This window comes from Streptococcus sp. KHUD_017 (assembly GCF_054861245.1).
On sequence record NZ_CM142175.1, the window covers coordinates 1,395,603 to 1,413,837 of the forward strand.

At 40.2% G+C, this 18,235-nt stretch carries 20 protein-coding genes and 1 pseudogene; 3 read left to right on the plus strand and 18 right to left on the minus strand.

Features of this window, described 5'->3' with window-relative positions; all coding sequences use genetic code 11:
- Positions 1 to 3 precede the first annotated feature (3 nt).
- Together ACVAMZ_RS06895 and cdaA are read right to left on the minus strand one after the other, a co-directional pair.
- Positions 4 to 783 carry a CdaR family protein gene (locus ACVAMZ_RS06895; protein ID WP_461684433.1) on the minus strand — a complete coding sequence of 260 codons (780 nt, stop codon included), beginning with the start codon at positions 781 to 783 and terminating at the stop codon, positions 4 to 6.
- Positions 770 to 1,627, minus strand: a complete 858-nt coding sequence (cdaA, locus tag ACVAMZ_RS06900; protein ID WP_461684434.1) for a diadenylate cyclase CdaA — start codon at positions 1,625 to 1,627, stop codon at positions 770 to 772. The genes ACVAMZ_RS06895 and cdaA overlap by 14 nt, the downstream gene beginning before the upstream one ends.
- A gap of 132 nt (positions 1,628 to 1,759) precedes the next feature.
- Here cdaA and ACVAMZ_RS06905 point away from each other — a divergent pair, with 132 nt between their 5' ends.
- A complete protein-coding gene (locus tag ACVAMZ_RS06905; protein WP_461684435.1) occupies positions 1,760 to 2,728 on the plus strand; it encodes an NAD(P)/FAD-dependent oxidoreductase in 969 nt (322 codons plus the stop codon).
- A 40-nt stretch (positions 2,729 to 2,768) separates the two neighbouring features.
- Here the strand turns inward: ACVAMZ_RS06905 and ACVAMZ_RS06910 are convergent.
- The 15 genes and pseudogenes from ACVAMZ_RS06910 to rlmD form a co-directional block, all read right to left on the minus strand.
- Positions 2,769 to 3,061: pseudogene (locus tag ACVAMZ_RS06910) on the minus strand (stress-induced protein); the annotation flags it as partial.
- Positions 3,062 to 3,199: 138 nt separating this feature from the next.
- Complete coding sequence (locus ACVAMZ_RS06915) at positions 3,200 to 3,379, minus strand: hypothetical protein (RefSeq protein WP_414259469.1); 180 nt, start codon at positions 3,377 to 3,379, stop codon at positions 3,200 to 3,202.
- A 67-nt stretch (positions 3,380 to 3,446) separates the two neighbouring features.
- Positions 3,447 to 4,358 carry a DNA-binding protein WhiA gene (whiA, locus tag ACVAMZ_RS06920; protein WP_225750617.1) on the minus strand — a complete coding sequence of 304 codons (912 nt, stop codon included), beginning with the start codon at positions 4,356 to 4,358 and terminating at the stop codon, positions 3,447 to 3,449.
- Complete coding sequence (locus ACVAMZ_RS06925) at positions 4,355 to 5,332, minus strand: YvcK family protein (protein WP_461684436.1); 978 nt, start codon at positions 5,330 to 5,332, stop codon at positions 4,355 to 4,357. The genes whiA and ACVAMZ_RS06925 overlap by 4 nt, the downstream gene beginning before the upstream one ends.
- Positions 5,329 to 6,219, minus strand: a complete 891-nt coding sequence (gene rapZ / locus ACVAMZ_RS06930) for an RNase adapter RapZ (protein ID WP_070677118.1) — start codon at positions 6,217 to 6,219, stop codon at positions 5,329 to 5,331. Before rapZ ends, ACVAMZ_RS06925 begins: the two co-directional genes overlap by 4 nt.
- Positions 6,220 to 6,270: 51 nt before the next feature.
- Positions 6,271 to 6,651, minus strand: coding sequence for a RidA family protein (locus tag ACVAMZ_RS06935; protein WP_001140424.1), 381 nt, complete (start codon positions 6,649 to 6,651; stop codon positions 6,271 to 6,273).
- A gap of 9 nt (positions 6,652 to 6,660) precedes the next feature.
- Positions 6,661 to 7,248: a ribosome biogenesis GTP-binding protein YihA/YsxC gene (yihA, locus tag ACVAMZ_RS06940; RefSeq protein WP_461684437.1), complete on the minus strand. Its 588-nt coding sequence runs from the start codon at positions 7,246 to 7,248 to the stop codon at positions 6,661 to 6,663.
- Positions 7,249 to 7,256: 8 nt separating this feature from the next.
- Positions 7,257 to 8,489 (minus strand): ATP-dependent Clp protease ATP-binding subunit ClpX, encoded by a 1,233-nt coding sequence (gene clpX / locus ACVAMZ_RS06945; protein WP_006145154.1) that lies wholly within the window; start codon positions 8,487 to 8,489, stop codon positions 7,257 to 7,259.
- Positions 8,490 to 8,520: 31 nt separating this feature from the next.
- Entirely contained in the window at positions 8,521 to 8,691 is a 171-nt protein-coding gene (locus tag ACVAMZ_RS06950; RefSeq protein WP_000442255.1) for a hypothetical protein, read from the minus strand.
- Positions 8,691 to 9,197: a dihydrofolate reductase gene (locus ACVAMZ_RS06955; RefSeq protein WP_461684438.1), complete on the minus strand. Its 507-nt coding sequence runs from the start codon at positions 9,195 to 9,197 to the stop codon at positions 8,691 to 8,693. Before ACVAMZ_RS06955 ends, ACVAMZ_RS06950 begins: the two co-directional genes overlap by 1 nt.
- 127 nt (positions 9,198 to 9,324) lie before the next feature.
- A complete protein-coding gene (locus ACVAMZ_RS06960) occupies positions 9,325 to 9,843 on the minus strand; it encodes a Dps family protein (RefSeq protein ID WP_254726363.1) in 519 nt (172 codons plus the stop codon).
- 148 nt (positions 9,844 to 9,991) lie between these two features.
- On the minus strand, positions 9,992 to 11,773 hold the full coding sequence (locus ACVAMZ_RS06965; RefSeq protein ID WP_461684439.1) for an ABC transporter ATP-binding protein: 1,782 nt from the start codon (positions 11,771 to 11,773) through the stop codon (positions 9,992 to 9,994).
- 10 nt (positions 11,774 to 11,783) lie between these two features.
- Complete coding sequence (locus ACVAMZ_RS06970) at positions 11,784 to 13,520, minus strand: ABC transporter ATP-binding protein (RefSeq protein ID WP_461684440.1); 1,737 nt, start codon at positions 13,518 to 13,520, stop codon at positions 11,784 to 11,786.
- A 124-nt stretch (positions 13,521 to 13,644) separates the two neighbouring features.
- On the minus strand, positions 13,645 to 14,403 hold the full coding sequence (gene tpiA / locus ACVAMZ_RS06975; RefSeq protein WP_006150433.1) for a triose-phosphate isomerase: 759 nt from the start codon (positions 14,401 to 14,403) through the stop codon (positions 13,645 to 13,647).
- Positions 14,404 to 14,520: 117 nt separating this feature from the next.
- Positions 14,521 to 15,888 (minus strand): 23S rRNA (uracil(1939)-C(5))-methyltransferase RlmD, encoded by a 1,368-nt coding sequence (gene rlmD, locus ACVAMZ_RS06980; protein ID WP_461684441.1) that lies wholly within the window; start codon positions 15,886 to 15,888, stop codon positions 14,521 to 14,523.
- A 37-nt stretch (positions 15,889 to 15,925) separates the two neighbouring features.
- Here rlmD and recX point away from each other — a divergent pair, with 37 nt between their 5' ends.
- A complete protein-coding gene (gene recX / locus ACVAMZ_RS06985; RefSeq protein ID WP_461684442.1) occupies positions 15,926 to 16,702 on the plus strand; it encodes a recombination regulator RecX in 777 nt (258 codons plus the stop codon).
- 88 nt (positions 16,703 to 16,790) lie between these two features.
- On the plus strand, positions 16,791 to 17,324 hold the full coding sequence (gene ntdP / locus ACVAMZ_RS06990) for a nucleoside tri-diphosphate phosphatase (RefSeq protein WP_004252157.1): 534 nt from the start codon (positions 16,791 to 16,793) through the stop codon (positions 17,322 to 17,324).
- 77 nt (positions 17,325 to 17,401) lie between these two features.
- Here ntdP and ACVAMZ_RS06995 read toward each other — a convergent pair whose 3' ends face one another.
- Entirely contained in the window at positions 17,402 to 18,169 is a 768-nt protein-coding gene (locus ACVAMZ_RS06995) for an epoxyqueuosine reductase QueH (RefSeq protein ID WP_000567559.1), read from the minus strand.
- Between the last annotated feature and the right edge of the window lie 66 nt (positions 18,170 to 18,235).

Genomic DNA, 18,235 nt, shown 5'->3' on the forward strand with positions numbered 1-18,235 from the left:
ATTTTAAGATTCTGACTTCGTTTCTGCTGCTGTCGTTGAAGAGTTTTCGGTAGACGAACCATTACTTGTTGAGGTTGTACTACTTGTTGTTCTTACAGCTTTGGTCGTTACTTTCATAGTAGTTTCAAAAGGTGTAATCACTGTTGGTAAGACAGCTCCATTTTTATCAACAGCTTGCAAAGGAACTGATCCAGAATAGTTCCCTGTAATCTGTTCACTCGTTGGTAAAACTGCAACAATCCGATCAATCTTAGATAGTGTATCCGCATCACTAGTTACTGAAACTTTTTCATCAGAAACAGTCACACGTTCGATTATAATCTTCTCATCAATTTGACTAGAATTAATTTGAGGTACAACAGGTACATTATCTCGAGTAACTTTCTTACCAATCTTGACTGTGATCTTTTGTGGTGTTGCTACAGCTGTCAAACCACTTGGAAGATTTTCAATGGTCAAGGGAACTTCAATCGTTCCTTCTGTAGCCTGGGTCAAATCAGCAGTCACTTTAAATTTACGAGTGCTTTCCTGCATCTCACTAGCCAAGGCCACCCGATTTGAACCCGTTAGAAACACTGTCACTTCTGAGCTAAAACCACTGATAAAATACTGCTCACTATCATACTGAATATCAATCGGTACATTGACTACCGTATTGGTATAGGTTTCAGTTTTAGTTTGTCTTGCGTTGGTATTGTTTTGATAATTGATTGATGTTGCATAGATAAACAGGACACATGCAAAGAGGAGCGAGGAGATGATATAAAGACTATTTCTTTTCATTATTCCAGCCTCCTAATAGACGTTCTTTTAAGCTTGGTTCTTGTGCATCCTTAGGTATCAGAATACGACGTAGTTCTTCCTCGAATTCTTCCAAACTTAGATCATGTTTGAAGACACCGTTATAGGTGATGGATATACCTCCAGTTTCCTCAGATACAACAAAAGTAAGGGCATCTGAAACTTCTGATAAACCTATGGCTGCACGGTGACGAGTTCCGAACTCTTTGGAAATACCAGTGTTTTCAGTCAGTGGTAAATAGGCAGAAGTTACTGCAATCCGATCTCCACTGATAATGACTGCACCGTCATGGAGAGGCGTATTAGGGATAAAGATGTTAATTAATAACTCAGCAGAAATCTTAGCATCCAAAGGAATTCCTGTAACGATATACTCCTGTAAGGTTCTCACACGTTGAACAGCTACTAAAGCTCCAATCTTTCGCGGGCTCATATACTCAACCGATTTTACAAAAGCCTGGACCATTTTCTCTTCTGAACTCATAGGAGTATTTGAAAAGAAGTCCGTAGCTCGACCTAATCGTTCCAAACCTGTCCGAATTTCTGGAGAAAAGATAACAACCGCTGCGATAACTCCATAGGTAATCAATTGGTTAATCAACCAGGAAATAGTCGTCAAGCCCAAAAAATTAGCCGCAATCTGAGCTAAGATAAAAACTAAAACGCCTCGAACCAAAATCATAATCTTGGTTCCTGCAATTGATTTTGTAAATTGATATAAGATATAAGCGACGATTAGAATATCAATCACATTTATCGCAATACTCCAAGGACTGGAAAACAAACTAGACCAGTATTGAAGATTAGATAATTGCTGAAAATTCATCCTGTGTCCCCTCTCCAAAAAAGCTTCTCTTCATTATACCATTTTTAATGGAAATTTTCTCCCCCCTACCTCATTTTAAATTAGTAGAAAATATGATAGAATAAAATGATAAAAATGAAATAAGGAGAAACCATGTCTGAATTATATGATATTACCATCATAGGGGGTGGCCCAGTTGGTCTTTTCGCAGCCTTTTATGCAAATTTACGTCAAGCTAAAGTACAAATCATTGACTCTCTTCCTCAATTAGGTGGCCAACCTGCCATTCTTTATCCTGAAAAACAAATTCTTGATGTCCCAGGTTTCCCAAATCTCACTGGCGAAGAACTAACTAATCGCCTCTTAGAACAACTAAAAGGTTTTGATACACCAGCACATCTCAATGAAACTGTTCTTGACATTGAAAAAGAGAATGATGTATTTAAGATAACAACTACTAAAGGAATTCATAGTAGTAAAGCTGTCATTATCGCTATGGGTGGAGGTGCCTTTAAACCGCGTCCACTTGAATTGGATGGTGTTGATAGTTATGAAAATATCCATTACCACGTTTCTAATATTCAACAATATGCTGGCAAGAAAGTAACCATCCTGGGTGGAGGAGACTCTGCTGTGGACTGGGCCTTAGCTTTTGAAAAGATTGCTCCAACTACACTTGTTCACCGTCGAGACAACTTCCGGGCCCTCGAACATAGTGTCCAAACCCTTCAAGAATCATCTGTTAGCATCAAAACACCATTTGTACCAAGTCAACTTCTTGGAGATGGAAAAACTCTTGACAAGCTTGAAATCGCAAAAGTCAAATCCGATGAGACCGAAACTATTGAACTCGACCACCTCTTTGTCAACTATGGCTTCAAATCATCAGTTGGTAATCTTAAAAACTGGGGACTTGACCTTAACCGTCACAAGATTATCGTTAATAGCAAGCAAGAATCAAGCCAAGCTGGAATTTACGCTATCGGTGACTGCTGCTACTACGATGGTAAGATTGACTTGATTGCAACAGGTCTTGGTGAAGCACCAACTGCTGTCAACAATGCCATTAACTACATCGACCCTCAACAAAAAGTACAACCAAAACACTCTACAAGTCTATAAGAAAAGAACCACGAATCCTAGGATTCGTGGTTTTAAAGTTCTTGAGCACTTTGATGCAATCTTTCTGGTCTTGTATATCGTATTTATCTTTAGTATTGGTCAGCTTGATTATGTTCTCAGTTGCTTTCTGATTGCCTTTTACAGCTTGCTGAAAGATTGCAAAGGCTAGTAACGCCTCATTGTTGCCAGCCATACCTATTTCTTCAAGTTGTTTCTTGATTTTACTATCCGTCACATCCGAAGATAAGAGGGTTTCAAATGCTTTTTTAGATCAGCTTTTTCTCTTCTAGCTACGCTAGACGCTTTGCCTCCTTTTGAGCTAATAGCTCTTATTTAATCTTTGCTTCGTTCTGTAACTGGTTTTAAATTTTTAATCCCATCTCTAGATAATTTTCACCCTCCTTTCAAACAAAAAAATCACAAGCATTTTATACTTATGATTTCATTGTATATGGTAAAAAGAGGGTATGTTTACGCTATTCCTAACAACTTTTCAATTTTATTGAGCAAATCTCTATATTTTGTGTTGTCACTTTCATTATTGACAAGATATTCGTTTGCGACAATATTTAATGATTGATATAACCCGCCCATAATTCCGGATTGTTTCTCAGTCAGTTCAATCTTCTTAGCGTATTCATCATAATACATCTTGCAATTCTCATATATACGCTCATTCAACTTATTATAAAGATTAGTCATTTTCTATTGTACCTATCTATAGTTCATCAGCAATTTTATTGATCTTTCGCAATCTATGGTTGACACCGCTTTTGGTGAGTGGATTTGTCAAACTGTCAGCCAATTGCTGGATAGAGTAGTCCGGATGTTGGATACGCAAATGTGCTACTTCTTGCAAATCCACTGGTAGGCTATCTAGACCTACGGTATCAATGATTTTACTGATATTGTTGATGGTTTTCATGCTCGCAGAAACCGTACGAGCGATATTTGCTGTCTCTGCATTATTAGCACGATTGAGATCATTCCGAGTTTCTCGGAGAATCTTGACGCCTTCAAAAGTATCTCTCGCCTCCATGGCTCCCACCAAAATCAGGAAATCCATAATATCTTCCGCTCGCTGAAGATAGGTCACTGCCCCCTTTTTTCGTTCGATAACTTTAGCATCTAGCAAGAACTGCTGCAAGAGCGAAGCAATCCCTTGGGCGTGGTCTAGATAAACAGAACTAATTTCCAACTGATACTTGCCTGACTCAGGATCCCGAATACTCCCATTTGCTAAAAATGCACCACAGAGATAGGCACGACCTGCTTCCTCATCTCCTAAAATATCTGGATCAATCCCTGTTTCCAAACCAAAGAAAGAATCTGCTAAGCGTAAATCTGCTAAAAGTTCTTGGACTCGCTCATCCGTAAAAACAGTATAGACGCGATTTTTCCGTAGATTACTTCTCTGGTGGTGACGAATCTCAGACTTGATGCCGTAAAAGTGCAAGAAAGATTCATAGAGATGACGAGCCAATTTAGCATTTTCTGTAATGACGGACAAGGTCAAACCAGAGCTCGATAAACCAATACTACCCGACATCTTGATAATAGCTGACAATTCATGACGACTCAGGTGATGCTGACTTAAAATTTCTTCTTTTACTGCTACTGTAAAACTCATTTTCTCACCTTTATGATCCGCATGAGCTCATCTACGATTAAATCACCATCGTGAAAGGCTCCCCCATTTTCCAAACGTAGAAAGTTGGATGAAATGACACGTGGGACTTGCTTACGCAAACCTTCAAAATCATGCTCAACCTGCACCAAATACTCATCAAAACGGTTGGTATCCATATAGTCCCTCGGAACCTTTTCGATATTAACAAGGACAGTATCGATAAATGGACGGCCCAAATGACGATGCAAGACTGCTACGTGATCACTATCTGAGAAATGCTCCGTTTCTCCACGTTGAGTCATAATATTGCAGACATAGGCAATCTCCGCCTTAGTCTCTAGAAGAGCCTGTCCAATTTCTTCAATAACAATGTTTGGTAAGATGGATGTAAAGAGCGATCCCGGTCCCAAAACAATCATATCACTCTCAAGAATGGTATTGACAACACGACGGCTAGCCTGCGGTTTCTCATCGTCTAGAGTGTTTGTCACATAGACATGGTCAATCATACCTGGATGATCTGCAATGTGACTTTCCCCAGCTACTTCTGAACCATCTTTAAAGACAGCATGGAGTGTCAAAGGATGGTCACTTGATGGGAAAATCTTCCCTGTAGTATGGAAGAATTTACTCAGCAATTGCATGGCATTATAGGTCGAACCCTGCATTTCAGATAATCCAGCTATGATAATGTTTCCTAATGGATGACCTGCAAAAGCACCTGCATCCTCTGAAAAACGGTATTGAAAGACCTTTTCATAGAATTTTGGCATATCTGACATGGCTACAAGGACATTACGTAAATCCCCTGGAGGTGTCAACTGTTGAATATTTTTTCTTAGTTCACCAGAAGAACCACCATCATCCGCAACGGTTACTATGGCTGCAATTTCGACGTCTTTTTCCCGTAGACTATTTAAAATAACAGGGATTCCGGTTCCTCCACCAATTACCGTAATTTTGGGTTTTCTCATGAACGGTTTACCGTTTCCTTTCTTCGGTCTTTATCACGATGACTTTCATTTACAGGCCAACTTTTAGATAGGTCATTCGCTAAACGCTTGGCAAAAGCAACACTTCGGTGTTGGCCACCAGTACAACCAATCGCAATAGTTAAGACTGATTTGCCTTCTTTTTTATAGCCTGGTAGGATTGGTTCAACCAAGGCTAACAAATGACGGTAAAAATCTTCAGATTCTTCATGGTTCATGACATAGTCATAAACTGCCTGGTCCTCACCTGTCTGATTACGAAGTTCTGGCAAATAGTATGGGTTTGGTAAAAAGCGAACATCAAATACCAAATCGGCATCAATTGGAATGCCGTATTTAAACCCAAATGACATGACCTCGATACGGAAAGACTGCGTTTGTTCTTGGTCCGAAAATTGCTCTGCAATAGTCTTGCGAAGTTCACGAGGAGTTAACTCTGTTGTGTCAACCACATTTTGGCTCATGTTTTTTAATGGAGCCAAGAGTTCACGTTCCAGCTTGATACCGTCCAAGATACGACCATCAGCTGCTAGAGGGTGACTTCTTCTAGTTTCCTTATAACGTGCTACCAATTCCTTATCAGCCGCATCCAAAAAGAGAATCTTGAAGTCAAGATCATCTTGGTTTTCCAATTCATCCAAGACAGCCTGAATCTCTGAGAAGAAAGAGCGACTTCGCATATCCACCACTAGGGCTAACTTGTGGTCGTCATCCTTAGTCTCTACCAACTGCAAAAACTTTGGCAAGAGAGCTGGTGGCATATTATCAATCGTAAAATACCCTAAATCTTCAAAGGATTGAATGGCTACAGTTTTCCCTGCACCACTCATCCCTGTTACAATCACCAGGTGAAGTTGTTTCATTGTCATCATAGTCTCCTTATATCAAAAGAAGTTTGGAAGAACCAAACTTCAACTCGCTTATCCAATCTCTGCGATGACTTCAATTTCGACTTTTACATCGCGAGGAAGACGAGCCACTTCCACAGCTGAACGAGCTGGAAATTCCTTGTTAAAGGCTGTTTGGTATACCTCATTGAAAGGTACAAAGTCGTTCATATCGCTCAAGAAACAAGTCGTTTTAACAACATGGTCAAAATCTGTTCCCGCTTCTGCTAAAATCGCTCCAATGTTTTTCAAGACTTGTTCTGTCTGTTCTTGAATCGTTTCTCCTACGATTTCTCCAGTTTCAGGAGATAGAGGAACTTGACCGCTAGCAAACAAAAGATTGCCAACGATTTTTCCTTGAACGTAAGGCCCGATTGCCTTTGGAGCTTTATCTGTATGAATTGTTTTTGCCATATGTATTCCTCACAATTTACCTAAAATAGCATCCCAAGCTTGGTCCATTCCTGCTTTTGTTACGGATGAAAAGAGGATAAAATCATCACTTGGATCAAAGTTTAATTTCTTTTTAATAGCTGATTCGTGCTTGTTCCATTTTCCACGCGGAATCTTGTCTGCCTTAGTCGCCACAATGATGACAGGAATCTCATAATACTTAAGAAATTCGTACATCTGCACATCATCTGCTGACGGATCATGACGAAGGTCAACGAGACTGACAACTGCTCGAAGATTTTCACGAGTGGTCAAGTACTCCTCAATCATACGACCCCATTTTTCACGTTCCTTTTTGGAAACACGGGCATAACCATAACCAGGCACATCCACAAAACGCATCTTATCATCAATGTTAAAGAAATTAAGTAGTTGTGTTTTTCCTGGTTTTCCAGAGGTACGAGCTAGATTTTTACGATTGAGCATGGTATTGATAAAACTTGATTTACCAACATTTGAGCGTCCTGCAAGAGCAATTTCAGGAAGTTCATCCTGCGGATAGTGGGACTTATTGGCTGCACTCAGTAAAATCTCAGCATTGTGTGTATTGATTTCCATAGTCACCTCTAGGCTGTCTCTAGGATTGGCTTAGCCGTACCGTCAACCGCTTCTTTTGTGATACGAACTGTTTTCACATTTTCTTGACTTGGAACTTCAAACATAACGTCTAGCATAGTTTCTTCGATGATTGAGCGAAGACCACGCGCACCCGTTTTACGTTCGATGGCTTTATTGGCAATTTCCTGGAGTGCTTCGTCATCAAATTCAAGCTCAACATCATCATAAGAAAGCAAGGTCTGGTATTGTTTGACCAAGGCATTTCTTGGTTCCTTCAAAATGCGAACCAAATCATCTACAGTCAACTGCTCCAAGGCTGCAAAGACAGGCAAGCGTCCAATTAACTCAGGAATAATCCCGAACTTTTGAATATCTTCTGCGATGATTTCTTGCATATAAGAGCTGTTTTCGTCAATAGCCTTGTTGTTTTGTCCAAAGCCGATAACTTTTTCACCAAGACGCTGTTTGACAATCTCTTCGATGCCATCGAAGGCACCACCCACGATAAAGAGGATATTCTTAGTGTCCACTTGAATCATTTCTTGTTGTGGATGTTTGCGTCCGCCTTGAGGTGGCACGCTAGCTACAGTTCCCTCGATAATCTTGAGGAGGGCTTGTTGCACACCTTCACCCGAAACGTCACGTGTGATAGACACGTTCTCGCTCTTCTTAGCAATCTTGTCAATCTCATCGACGTAGATAATCCCACGTTCTGCACGTTCGATGTTAAAGTCAGCAGCTTGCAAGAGTTTGAGGAGGATATTTTCCACGTCCTCACCTACATAACCAGCCTCAGTAAGAGCTGTTGCATCTGCAATGGCAAAAGGTACATTCAAACTTCTAGCAAGTGTTTGAGCAAGGAAAGTCTTCCCTGAACCTGTTGGGCCAATCATCAAAATGTTTGATTTTTGCAAGTCCACATCTTCTGACTCTTCACGAGTGTCATGGAAATTGATGCGTTTGTAGTGGTTATATACAGCCACTGCCAAGGCACGTTTGGCACGATCTTGACCGATCACATAGTGGTTCAAGATGTTTAAGAGTTCGATTGGTTTTGGTACTTCAGACAAGTCTGCTAGAACTTCCTCTGCCAACTCCTCACGAATGATTTCCTGGGCTAACTCCACACACTCATTACAGATAAAAGCGTTGTTCCCAGCGATTATTTTTTTAACTTCTTCTTGGCTTTTGCCACAAAATGAGCAATAAACCATCATATCATTTTTCCTATTTGTAGGCATGATTCCCTTCCATTCTAATTATTCATTCTCTCTAAAATAAGGTCATATAAAAAGCATGAATGCTATTCACCAAGTTTGTAAAGGCATTTAGCCAAAGTAGAGTAGCAAGTCCAAAGCGCTTTTTACGAAAAGCGTGTGTTCCAGCTACAAGACAGACAGCACACAAAAGAGCTGTGAAAAATCCAAAAATACTACGCTCCATTAGACTTCCTTTCTCTTTCTATATTCGATGGTAAAATCATAGGCATTTTTCTCATCTCTAGTATAAGATTTGCTTGCAAGAGTCTCAAAAACAGTCAAGTCAAAATCTGCTGGGAAATAAGTATCCCCTTCAACTTGAGCATGGATTTGTGTCACAATAATCTCATCGAGATAAGGTTCAAAAAGCTGAAAAATCTGCTTGCCCCCGATGATATAGAGATTTTTATCCTGGTTCTGATACCAGTCTAAAACGTCCTCAACATTTTGGAAAACCAGAGCACCCTCAATTGACTCTTCAGGGTTGCGCGTCAAAATCAGGGTCTCACGTCCTGGAAGCAATCGTCGTCCCATTCCATCAAAGGTGACACGTCCCATCAAGATGGCATGATTCAAGGTTGTTTCTTTAAAATGTTTTAACTCTGCTGGCAAATGCCATGGTAAGCAATCCTCTTTTCCGATTACACCCTTTTCATCTTGTGCCCAGATGGCTACGATTTTCTTTGTCATGCTTTCATCCTTTTTATTGATAGTTCTATTTTATCAAAAATCTTGAAAAAAGACTGTTTTGGAACGCCCTCCGAAATAGAAAAAATCCGTAGAAAACTTCTACGGATTTTTAGAAAAATTCAGTATCTTACAAACCAGGTGCTTGTCCCAATTCTGCTGCAAGCATCCAGACAGTTTTTTCAAGATCTGCCTTAGCACCAACGAAGATATCGTTTGTTACATCATCACCTTCTTCATCAGTAACATCCAATGCTTTTTGGAAGAGTGTGATGAGGTAACGATAGATAGATAGAACACGCTCTAAACTTTCTTCTACGTTACGGAATTCTCCAACTTCTTCTTCGATTTCACTGTGTTGAAGGAATTCTGTCAAAGTAGAGTAAGGTTTGCCACCAAGAGTGATCAAGCGTTCGCTGATTTCATCTAGGTAACCATCAAGGCTATCCATGTATTCATCCATCTTAGGATGCCATACCATAAAACCACGTCCACGCATATACCAGTGTACTTGATGTAGAGCAATATGTGCTACGTACAAGTCAGCTACAGCTTGATTCAAAACTTCCTTTGTATTTACTAGCGCTTCTGCCGCTGGTTTAGATAATGTTGCTACGTCTTTTAATGCATCTTTTTTCAATTCTACCATTTTTCTCACCTCATAATATTATTTTTGCAACCATATTTATTGATTACTATCTCAGTATACTACACCTAGTAGACAAAAGCAAGAAAATTAACCCATATTAAAAAAGTTGTAATAGACTGATAATTTAAGAAAATGAGCAGATATCTTTTTAGTTATTTTCAGTATCTTTCCGAGAGAATTGGCTTTGATAAAGGTCATAATAAAATCCTTTTGCAGCCAAGAGGCTTACATGATTTCCCTGTTCAATTATCTGTCCATCTTTAAGTACCAAAATCTTATCAGCTTCCTGAATTGTCGAAAGACGGTGAGCAATGACAAAGCTTGTTCTTCCCTTCATCAAACGCTTCATAGCTTTTTGAATCAAGAGTTCTAAACGGGTGTCAACTGATGATGTCGCTTCATCAAGGATTAGAATTTTTGGATTGGCTAAGAGGGCACGCGCAATGGTTAAAAGCTGTTTCTGACCAAGAGAAATATTACTTGACTCTTGGTTCATCTCCATGTTATAGCCCCCAGGAAGAGTGCGGATAAAGTGGTCTACATTAGCAGCCTTAGCTGCTTCAACGATTTCCTCATCTGTTGCTTCAAGGTTCCCAAATCGAAGATTTTCCTTGATACTGCCTTCATAGAGCCAGGCATCCTGTAAGACCATACCAAACTGGCGACGATAGTCCTGACGAGACAGGTCACGAATATCTTGACCGTCGACTAAAATAGCACCCGCTGTTACATCATAAAAACGCATGAGCAGGTTGATTAAGGTAGTTTTACCGGCTCCAGTTGGCCCTACGATGGCTACCATCTCTCCAGGTTCAACATCTAGGTTGAAATTGCGAATCAATGGTTTATTTTCCACGTATTGGAAATCAACATTCTTGAAGCTAACCTGTCCTGTTAATGGTGGCAGTTCTTTTACTTTAGCAGTTTGAACTTCTTCCTGTTCATCCAAAACTTCAAAGACACGGTCAAGCGAAGATTTAGCACTTTGCATTTGTCCTGCTAACTGGGTGATGTTTTGGATAGGCTGGCTAACTTGCCAGACGTATTGGACAAAGGCCTGCATATTACCAATGGTTAAGCGTCCTGCAATAACCTGCAATCCTCCTAGGACAGCGACTATCAAATAAGTTAAGTCAGATACAATGTGTAAGGCAGGCATCATCAAACCTGAAATGAAGCTAGCCTTGAATCCAATTTGTTGCAATTCATCCGTAATTTTTTCAAATCCCTCTTGAGATTTCTCTTCACGTCCGAAAAGTTTAAGAACATTGAAACCAGTCAAGCTTTCCTGTACAAATCCATTCATTTGTCCCAGAATAGCTGCTTGCTGTTTAAAGTATGGTTGGGAGCGATTTAGAATGGTTTTAGCCCCAAAGTAAGTCACTGGAATCGACAAGATGACAACAATAGCCAACTGAAGATTTAGATAGAGGACCATTCCCATAACAAAAAGAATGGTAAAGACTGCATTGACAATCTGTAGGAAGGATTGTTGAAGAGCGTTTGAAACAGTTTCAACATCACTGGTAAAACGACCTAACAAATCTCCAAACTGGTGTTTGTCAAAGTAGGACACAGAGATGCGATTGATTTTTTCGCTCATTTCATTTCGCAAATCCTGTATCATGGACTGCACCGCATTGGTCATAAAGTAGTTTGAATAATATGACCCCAACTCATAGAGAAGACCACGCAAGAGATAGATAACCAGAATCATTGCGATATAAGGGGTATTAATACCTGCTCCTGCAACACCATTTGCCATGGCAAGGAGGTTGCTGGTTAACTCAGTGATAGCAAGCCCCAATACGAATGGCTCGATAACACTCATAATGACGCTGACTATTTTCAAAAAGACTGCAAAGAAAACAGAAAAACGGTAGGCTTTCAAATAGCTCCATAGACGAGCTAGACTAGATTGTTGTTTCATCCTTTACCTCCTATTCTTCTGTCAGAGACGCATTTTTCAACTGCGACTCAGCAATTTCTCGATAGATGTCATTGGTTTCCATCAATTCTTCATGACGGCCACGACCAACGATTTCACCTTTATCAAGGACGATAATCTGGTCAGCATCCATGATGGTTCCAACACGCTGCGCAACAATCAATACCGTAGCATCTTGCGTCACTTCCTTGAGACGACGGCGTAAGATTGCATCTGTACGATAGTCCAAGGCTGAGAAGGAATCATCAAAGATGTAGATATCTGGACCCTTGATAACCGCTCGTGCAATCGACAAACGTTGTTTCTGACCACCTGATAGGTTGCTTCCCCCTTCAGCCAGATGCGTCGCAAAACCTTCTTCTCGACTTTCGATAAAGTCTTTGGCTTGGGCTACATCAGCTGCTTGGTGCAAATCCTCATGACTGGCGTCCTCTTTTCCGTAACGGAGATTGTCTGCGATAGTCCCTGTAAAGAGCAAGGCTTTTTGTGGAATAAATCCAATCTTTTGACGGAGTGATTTGAGACGGTAATCCCGTACATCAACACCATCGACCTTGATTTTCCCTAGTGTAACATCGTAGAATCGAGGAATCAATTGAACCAGAGTAGACTTACCTGACCCAGTCGAACCGATAAAAGCAATGGTTTCTCCCGGTTTAGCAGTAAAGGAAATGTTGTGTAAGACAGGGCTTTCTGTTTCCCCAGGATAAGCAAAGGTCACATTATCAAATTCTAAGTAACCATGTGTTTCTGTTTCTTGAATTCCGTCCTCATTTGGATCAATGGAAATAGGCATATCCATGATTTCCTTCAAACGTTCACTGGATACGGCGGTTCTAGGATACATGGTAAAGAGGTTTGACAAGAAGAGGAAGGATAAGAGAGCGTGGAAACTATACTCGATAAAGGCAACCAAATCCCCAATCTGCAAATTTCCATGCTTCAGTGGATCAAGGGCAAACCAAACGATAGCCACAATCATGGCAATAATAATTTGCACAAAAAGCGGTTCCGTCAAACCAGTTAATTTAAACAAGCGATTCGAATTATCCGCATAGATTGCATTTTTCTCTTCAAAACGTTTTTCTTGGAAGTCTTCACGAGCAAAGGCACGAATCACTCTCAAACCCATCAAATTTTCACGGACATACTGATTAATCTTGTCCAGTGTTTTTTGTTGTTTTTCAGATAAGGGGCGCGTTTTTACAGCTACATAGACAACAACGACTGCTAAGAAAGGTACTGAAAAAGCTACAATCCAGGCCAGTGAAGGACTCGTCAAGAAAATCATGAGAATACTCGACAGCATCATCATGGGTGTGATAACACCCAACTTAAGCGTTTGTTCTGCAAACTGCATGAGGACAAAGGCATCACTGGTAATACGAGTAACTAGTGAAGATACACCGATTTGTTCATATTCGTGATGAGAATACTCTTGTAATTTAGCATAAACATCATTTCGCATGTCCTTAACCATATTGGTGGTCAGTTTACTAGCAGCGTAGGCTAGAACAATCCGCCCACATGTTCCCAGGACAATAATAACCAACATGATGATAGCCCAAAAATAGAGCTTATCCTTGTCTCCTTGGTTGATTCCCTGGTCAATCATGCGGGCCAGAACAGTCGGTAGACCCAGATTGACAATAACAAAGAAAATAGCTCCTAGGAAGTCTAAAACTAGCCATTTGGGATAACGCTTGAGATATGACCAAATATAAAGCATAATTCTCCTTTCTTTTTCTATTGAAACGTAGAAAAGAGCGTGCTTTCGCACGCCATTTTACCAAAAAGAAGACAGGCAGTCATAATCTCAAGAGAGGAAACTGTCTGTCTCAGATATTTGAGGCTTATTTTACAAAGTCAAGCAATGCCAAGAAGCTTTCTGGATCAAGTGATGCACCACCAACAAGAGCTCCATCAACGTCTGGACAAGCCATGTATTCTGCAACGTTTTCAGGTTTAACTGAACCACCGTATTGGACACGTACTTTGTCAGCTACTTCTTGACCGAAGTCAGCAGCTACAACGTCACGAACCACTTTACACATTTTTTGTGCGTCGTCTTGTGAAGCTGATTTACCAGTACCGATAGCCCAGATTGGCTCATAAGCGATAACTGTTGAAGCGACTTGTTCTGCAGTCAATCCAGCAAGAGCAGCTGAAACTTGAGCACCTACGAATTCTGCTGCTTTACCAGCTTCGTAAGTTTCAAGTGACTCACCACAACAGATGATTGGAAGCATACCGTTAGCAAAGATTGCTTTTGCTTTTTTGTTGATGTCTTCATCTGTTTCGTGGAAGTAGTCACGGCGTTCTGAGTGACCGATAACAACATAGTCAGTACCGATTTCTTTCAAAACTTGTGGGCTAGTTTCACCTGTGAAAGCACCTGCATTTTCAAAGTAGCAGTTTTGAGCAGCAACTTTAAGGTTTGAACCTTTAGCAGCAGCAAGAACAGTTGTCAAGTCAACTGCAGGAGCTGCAATACCTGCTTCAACAAGGTCTGATGAAGGAAGTTTTGATGCTACAGCTTCAACGAATGCTTTTGCTTCTTCTGGGTTTTTGTTCATTTTCCAGTTACCAGCGATAAATGGTTTACGTGACATTTCACATACCTCTTTTTTCATTTTATTTTCTACTTATTTTATCATAAATATAGGGAGCTTGCAAATCTTACTCTGTAACTAAAAGTCTTCTTTTCAAAAACTTTCCAGTTGTTCTTTCTATTTAGAAGCTGACTTACGCCTCGTTAATTTGACCACTGCTTCTGTTCTAGCCGTGTGTGGAAACATATCAACGGACTGGATATAATGTAAGTCATAAACCTCTAGCAAACGGACTAAATCACGCGCCAAGGTAGATACATTGCAGGATACATAAACCATCTTTTCAGGAGCGTATTTGACGATGGTATCCAAGAGCTTGTCATCTAAACCTGTACGCGGTGGATCAACAATCAAGGCGTCGGCACGATAGCCTTCCTTGTACCATCTAGGAATAATCTCTTCTGCTGTCCCTGCCTCATAGTGGGTATTACTATACCCCATACGCTGGGCATTTGCTTTGGCATCCTCAATAGCTTCTGGAATAATATCCATTCCTCTTAAGCTTTTGACCTTCTTGGCAAAGGCAAAACCAATGGTTCCAACACCACAATAGGCATCAATCAGATGGTCATTCTCATTTACGTCCAAGGCTTTAACGGCTTCACTATAGAGGATTTCAGTCTGTTCAGGATTGAGTTGGTAAAAAGCTCGTGGTGAGAGAGAAAACTCATAGTCTAATACACCCTCACGAATACTATCCTGTCCCCAAATAATCTCAGTCTTGTCCCCATAAATCTCACTAGTTTTAGCAGTATTGGTATTGACTGCGACAGTCACTACTTCAGGATAATCCTTGACTAGGTCTTTCACAAATTGAGTCAGATTTAATTGACGATTGGTCACAATGATAATCTGAACTTGCCCAGTTTTCCGTGCTCGACGAACCATGATGGTTCGAACCCCAAGGATTTTCCGTTCATCTGTAATTGGAATTTGATGATAGGTCAAGAGTTCAGCAATGCGATTGGCAATCGCTTGCGTTTCCTTGTCTTGAACCAGACAGTCTTTTAATTCAACCAGATAATGCGAATTCTGAGCATACAAACCTGCCTTGACTTGGCTTTTAAACTTTCGTGTCTGAAATTGTAGTTTAGCCCGATAATACTTTGGTTTCTGCATGCCAATGGTTGGTCTGATTTCAAAGTTTTCATAGCCAGCAGGGGCAAATTTCTTCAGTGCTTGATGGAGAAGATCTGTCTTGAACTCTAGCTGCTTGTCATAATGTAGGTGCATGATCTGACAGCCACCACACTCATTATAAATAGTACAGTCTGGAACCACTCGAAACTTAGATTTTTTATTGACCTCAAGGAGTTTAGCCTCAACGTAGTTACGCTTAACGGAAGTCACCTGACAATAGATATCTTCACCCTTGAGGGCGCCTGGAACAAAAACAAGGGTTTTCTGGAAAAATCCGATACCTTCCCCGTTGATCCCCATGCGCTTGATTTTTAATGGAATTTTTTGTTTGACTTTAAGATTCATATCCCTATCTTATCACAAAATACGCTATAATAGAAACATGAAAATCACAAAACTAGAAAAGAAAAAAAGACTCTATCTGCTAGAGCTTGATAGCGACAAAACTTGCTACATTACCGAGGATACCATTGTTCGCTTTATGTTGACCAAAGATAAGGACATTAGTCCCGAAGAGTTTGCAGAAATTCAATCCTTTGCACAATTTTCTTACGGAAAAAACTTGGCACTCTACCACTTATCCTTCAAGGCTCGTACTGAAAAAGAAGTCCGAGATTATCTAAGTAAACATGAAATCGATGAGAACATCATCCCCAAAGTCATCCAATCTCTAAAAGATGACAACTGGATAAATGACCGACAATATGCCTATACTATTATCAACTCTAATCAGCTATCAGGAGATAAGGGAAGCTATATGCTGATGCAGAAGATTTCTCAAAAAGGTGTTGCCAAATCCATTATCCAAGAAGTCTTACAAGAATTTGATCTGGCGGAAGTGGCAGAGCGTACAGCCGAAAAACTACTGAAAAAATATCAGGGTAAATTACCTGCCCGCGCTCTACAAGATAAGATTATTCAAAGCCTAACCAATAAAGGATTCTCATACTCAGAGGCCAAAACAGCCTTTGATCAACTGGATAGTCAGGTAGAAGAGGAAACTGTTCAGGAACTTATTTTTAAAGAGTTGGATAAGCAATATCGGAAATATTCACGAAAGTATGAAGGATACGAACTGAAACAACGTTTGACACAAGTTTTAGCAAGAAAAGGCTACGATTTTTCGGATATAGCCAGCGCTCTCAGAGAATATCTTTAATTTTTTCATGGAAAAACTAAGAACTTTAAACAAAAATATGATACAATAGTAAACGATAAACTTATAAATTGTAGAAAGTTGGTTAGTTATGAAACTTCCAAAAGAAGGCGACTTTATTACAATTCAAAGTTATAAGCATGATGGGAGTCTCCACCGCACTTGGCGAGACACCATGGTACTAAAAACAACAGAGAACGCTATTATCGGCGTCAACGACCACACACTTGTTACCGAAAGTGACGGTCGTCGTTGGGTGACTCGAGAACCGGCTATTGTTTACTTTCACAAAAAATATTGGTTTAATATCATCGCCATGATTCGTGATAATGGGATTTCCTACTATTGCAACATGGCTAGCCCTTATTATCTAGACGAAGAAGCTTTAAAATACATCGACTATGATTTAGATGTTAAAGTTTTTACAGATGGTGAGAAACGCCTCTTGGACGTCGAAGAGTATGAGCGTCATAAGCGTAAGATGAATTATCCTGATGATTTAGACTATATTTTGAAAGAGCATGTTAAGATTCTTGTTGACTGGATCAACAATGAACGAGGCCCCTTCTCAGAAGCCTATGTCAACATTTGGTACAAACGCTACGTAGAACTAAAGAATCGGTAAAGTTGTCAGAGGTCAGGAACAAAATCCTGACCTCGTTTTTTTATAAGCAAAAAACCTGCCTTGAGGCAGGTTTTCCTTTAAATATCTAACTTTGTAACAGTAAATTTGATGTGAGAATAATCTTTCTCGATATCCTTATCAACCATAAAGGCGGTTGCATCCTTCTTGACCTGTACCAAGTCAATATTTTGAGCTTGAGCTGCATAGACACAGCCACAGTAACATTGGCGATAAATGTCGTACTCTTCACACATTTCTACAGAGCGTTTATAACCTTGATTTTTCTTAAAATCACTCGGAAGATAGTGAGTGGTGTAGATTTTCTGCACATCAATTCCAATACTATTAATCGTTTGCGAATTTTTGTGAGGACTGATGGTTAGGGCTGAGCCAAAGTAGTCAAAGCCTAAGTCCATAGCCACTTGCGCTGTCTTGTCCAAGCGATAGTCAAAACAAACCTTGCAGCGATCGCCACCTTCAGGTTCTTCTTCCAAACCTCTGACCAGCTGACGGTATTCGTTGGGTTCATAGGGTGCTTCTAGATATTGAACCTTGTTGCCAGTTCGTTCATTGAAATCACTGACAAACTTTTTTGTCACATAGGCACGCTTATGATACTCAGCTTTTGGATGGATATTTGAATTTGCAAAATAGATGGTCACATCCGCATACTTGGTCAAATACTCTAGAGTGTAAGTGCTACAGGGAGCACAACAGACGTGCATGAGAATAGTTGGTCTCTCTTCATTTTTTTCCCAAACTTGAACCATCTTTTGCATGACACGGTCATAGTTGATCTTTTGATTGGGATTCATCTTACTTAGAATTTCTTCTACATCAATCATGCTCTTCTCCTTTTCTTCTTGCTATTGTACCACAGGATCTTTCTTTGGGCAAATAGGGTTTCGTGC

What these genes read in the sequence shown, in the direction of transcription:
- ACVAMZ_RS06895 (WP_461684433.1), bottom strand. Translation starts at nt 783, where the DNA reads ATGAAAAGAAATAGTCTTTATATCATCTCCTCGCTCCTCTTTGCATGT.
- ACVAMZ_RS06960 (WP_254726363.1), bottom strand. Translation starts at nt 9,843, where the DNA reads ATGGTAGAATTGAAAAAAGATGCATTAAAAGACGTAGCAACATTATCT.
- ACVAMZ_RS06955 (WP_461684438.1), bottom strand. Translation starts at nt 9,197, where the DNA reads ATGACAAAGAAAATCGTAGCCATCTGGGCACAAGATGAAAAGGGTGTA.
- yihA (WP_461684437.1), bottom strand. Translation starts at nt 7,248, where the DNA reads ATGGAAATCAATACACACAATGCTGAGATTTTACTGAGTGCAGCCAAT.
- ACVAMZ_RS06935 (WP_001140424.1), bottom strand. Translation starts at nt 6,651, where the DNA reads ATGGCAAAAACAATTCATACAGATAAAGCTCCAAAGGCAATCGGGCCT.
- whiA (WP_225750617.1), bottom strand. Translation starts at nt 4,358, where the DNA reads ATGAGTTTTACAGTAGCAGTAAAAGAAGAAATTTTAAGTCAGCATCAC.
- ACVAMZ_RS06970 (WP_461684440.1), bottom strand. Translation starts at nt 13,520, where the DNA reads ATGCTTTATATTTGGTCATATCTCAAGCGTTATCCCAAATGGCTAGTT.
- rapZ (WP_070677118.1), bottom strand. Translation starts at nt 6,219, where the DNA reads ATGACAATGAAACAACTTCACCTGGTGATTGTAACAGGGATGAGTGGT.
- recX (WP_461684442.1), top strand. Translation starts at nt 15,926, where the DNA reads ATGAAAATCACAAAACTAGAAAAGAAAAAAAGACTCTATCTGCTAGAG.
- ACVAMZ_RS06995 (WP_000567559.1), bottom strand. Translation starts at nt 18,169, where the DNA reads ATGATTGATGTAGAAGAAATTCTAAGTAAGATGAATCCCAATCAAAAG.
- tpiA (WP_006150433.1), bottom strand. Translation starts at nt 14,403, where the DNA reads ATGTCACGTAAACCATTTATCGCTGGTAACTGGAAAATGAACAAAAAC.
- ACVAMZ_RS06905 (WP_461684435.1), top strand. Translation starts at nt 1,760, where the DNA reads ATGTCTGAATTATATGATATTACCATCATAGGGGGTGGCCCAGTTGGT.
- ACVAMZ_RS06925 (WP_461684436.1), bottom strand. Translation starts at nt 5,332, where the DNA reads ATGAGAAAACCCAAAATTACGGTAATTGGTGGAGGAACCGGAATCCCT.
- ACVAMZ_RS06965 (WP_461684439.1), bottom strand. Translation starts at nt 11,773, where the DNA reads ATGAAACAACAATCTAGTCTAGCTCGTCTATGGAGCTATTTGAAAGCC.
- clpX (WP_006145154.1), bottom strand. Translation starts at nt 8,489, where the DNA reads ATGCCTACAAATAGGAAAAATGATATGATGGTTTATTGCTCATTTTGT.
- ACVAMZ_RS06950 (WP_000442255.1), bottom strand. Translation starts at nt 8,691, where the DNA reads ATGGAGCGTAGTATTTTTGGATTTTTCACAGCTCTTTTGTGTGCTGTC.
- rlmD (WP_461684441.1), bottom strand. Translation starts at nt 15,888, where the DNA reads ATGAATCTTAAAGTCAAACAAAAAATTCCATTAAAAATCAAGCGCATG.
- ntdP (WP_004252157.1), top strand. Translation starts at nt 16,791, where the DNA reads ATGAAACTTCCAAAAGAAGGCGACTTTATTACAATTCAAAGTTATAAG.
- cdaA (WP_461684434.1), bottom strand. Translation starts at nt 1,627, where the DNA reads ATGAATTTTCAGCAATTATCTAATCTTCAATACTGGTCTAGTTTGTTT.
- ACVAMZ_RS06915 (WP_414259469.1), bottom strand. Translation starts at nt 3,379, where the DNA reads ATGTATTATGATGAATACGCTAAGAAGATTGAACTGACTGAGAAACAA.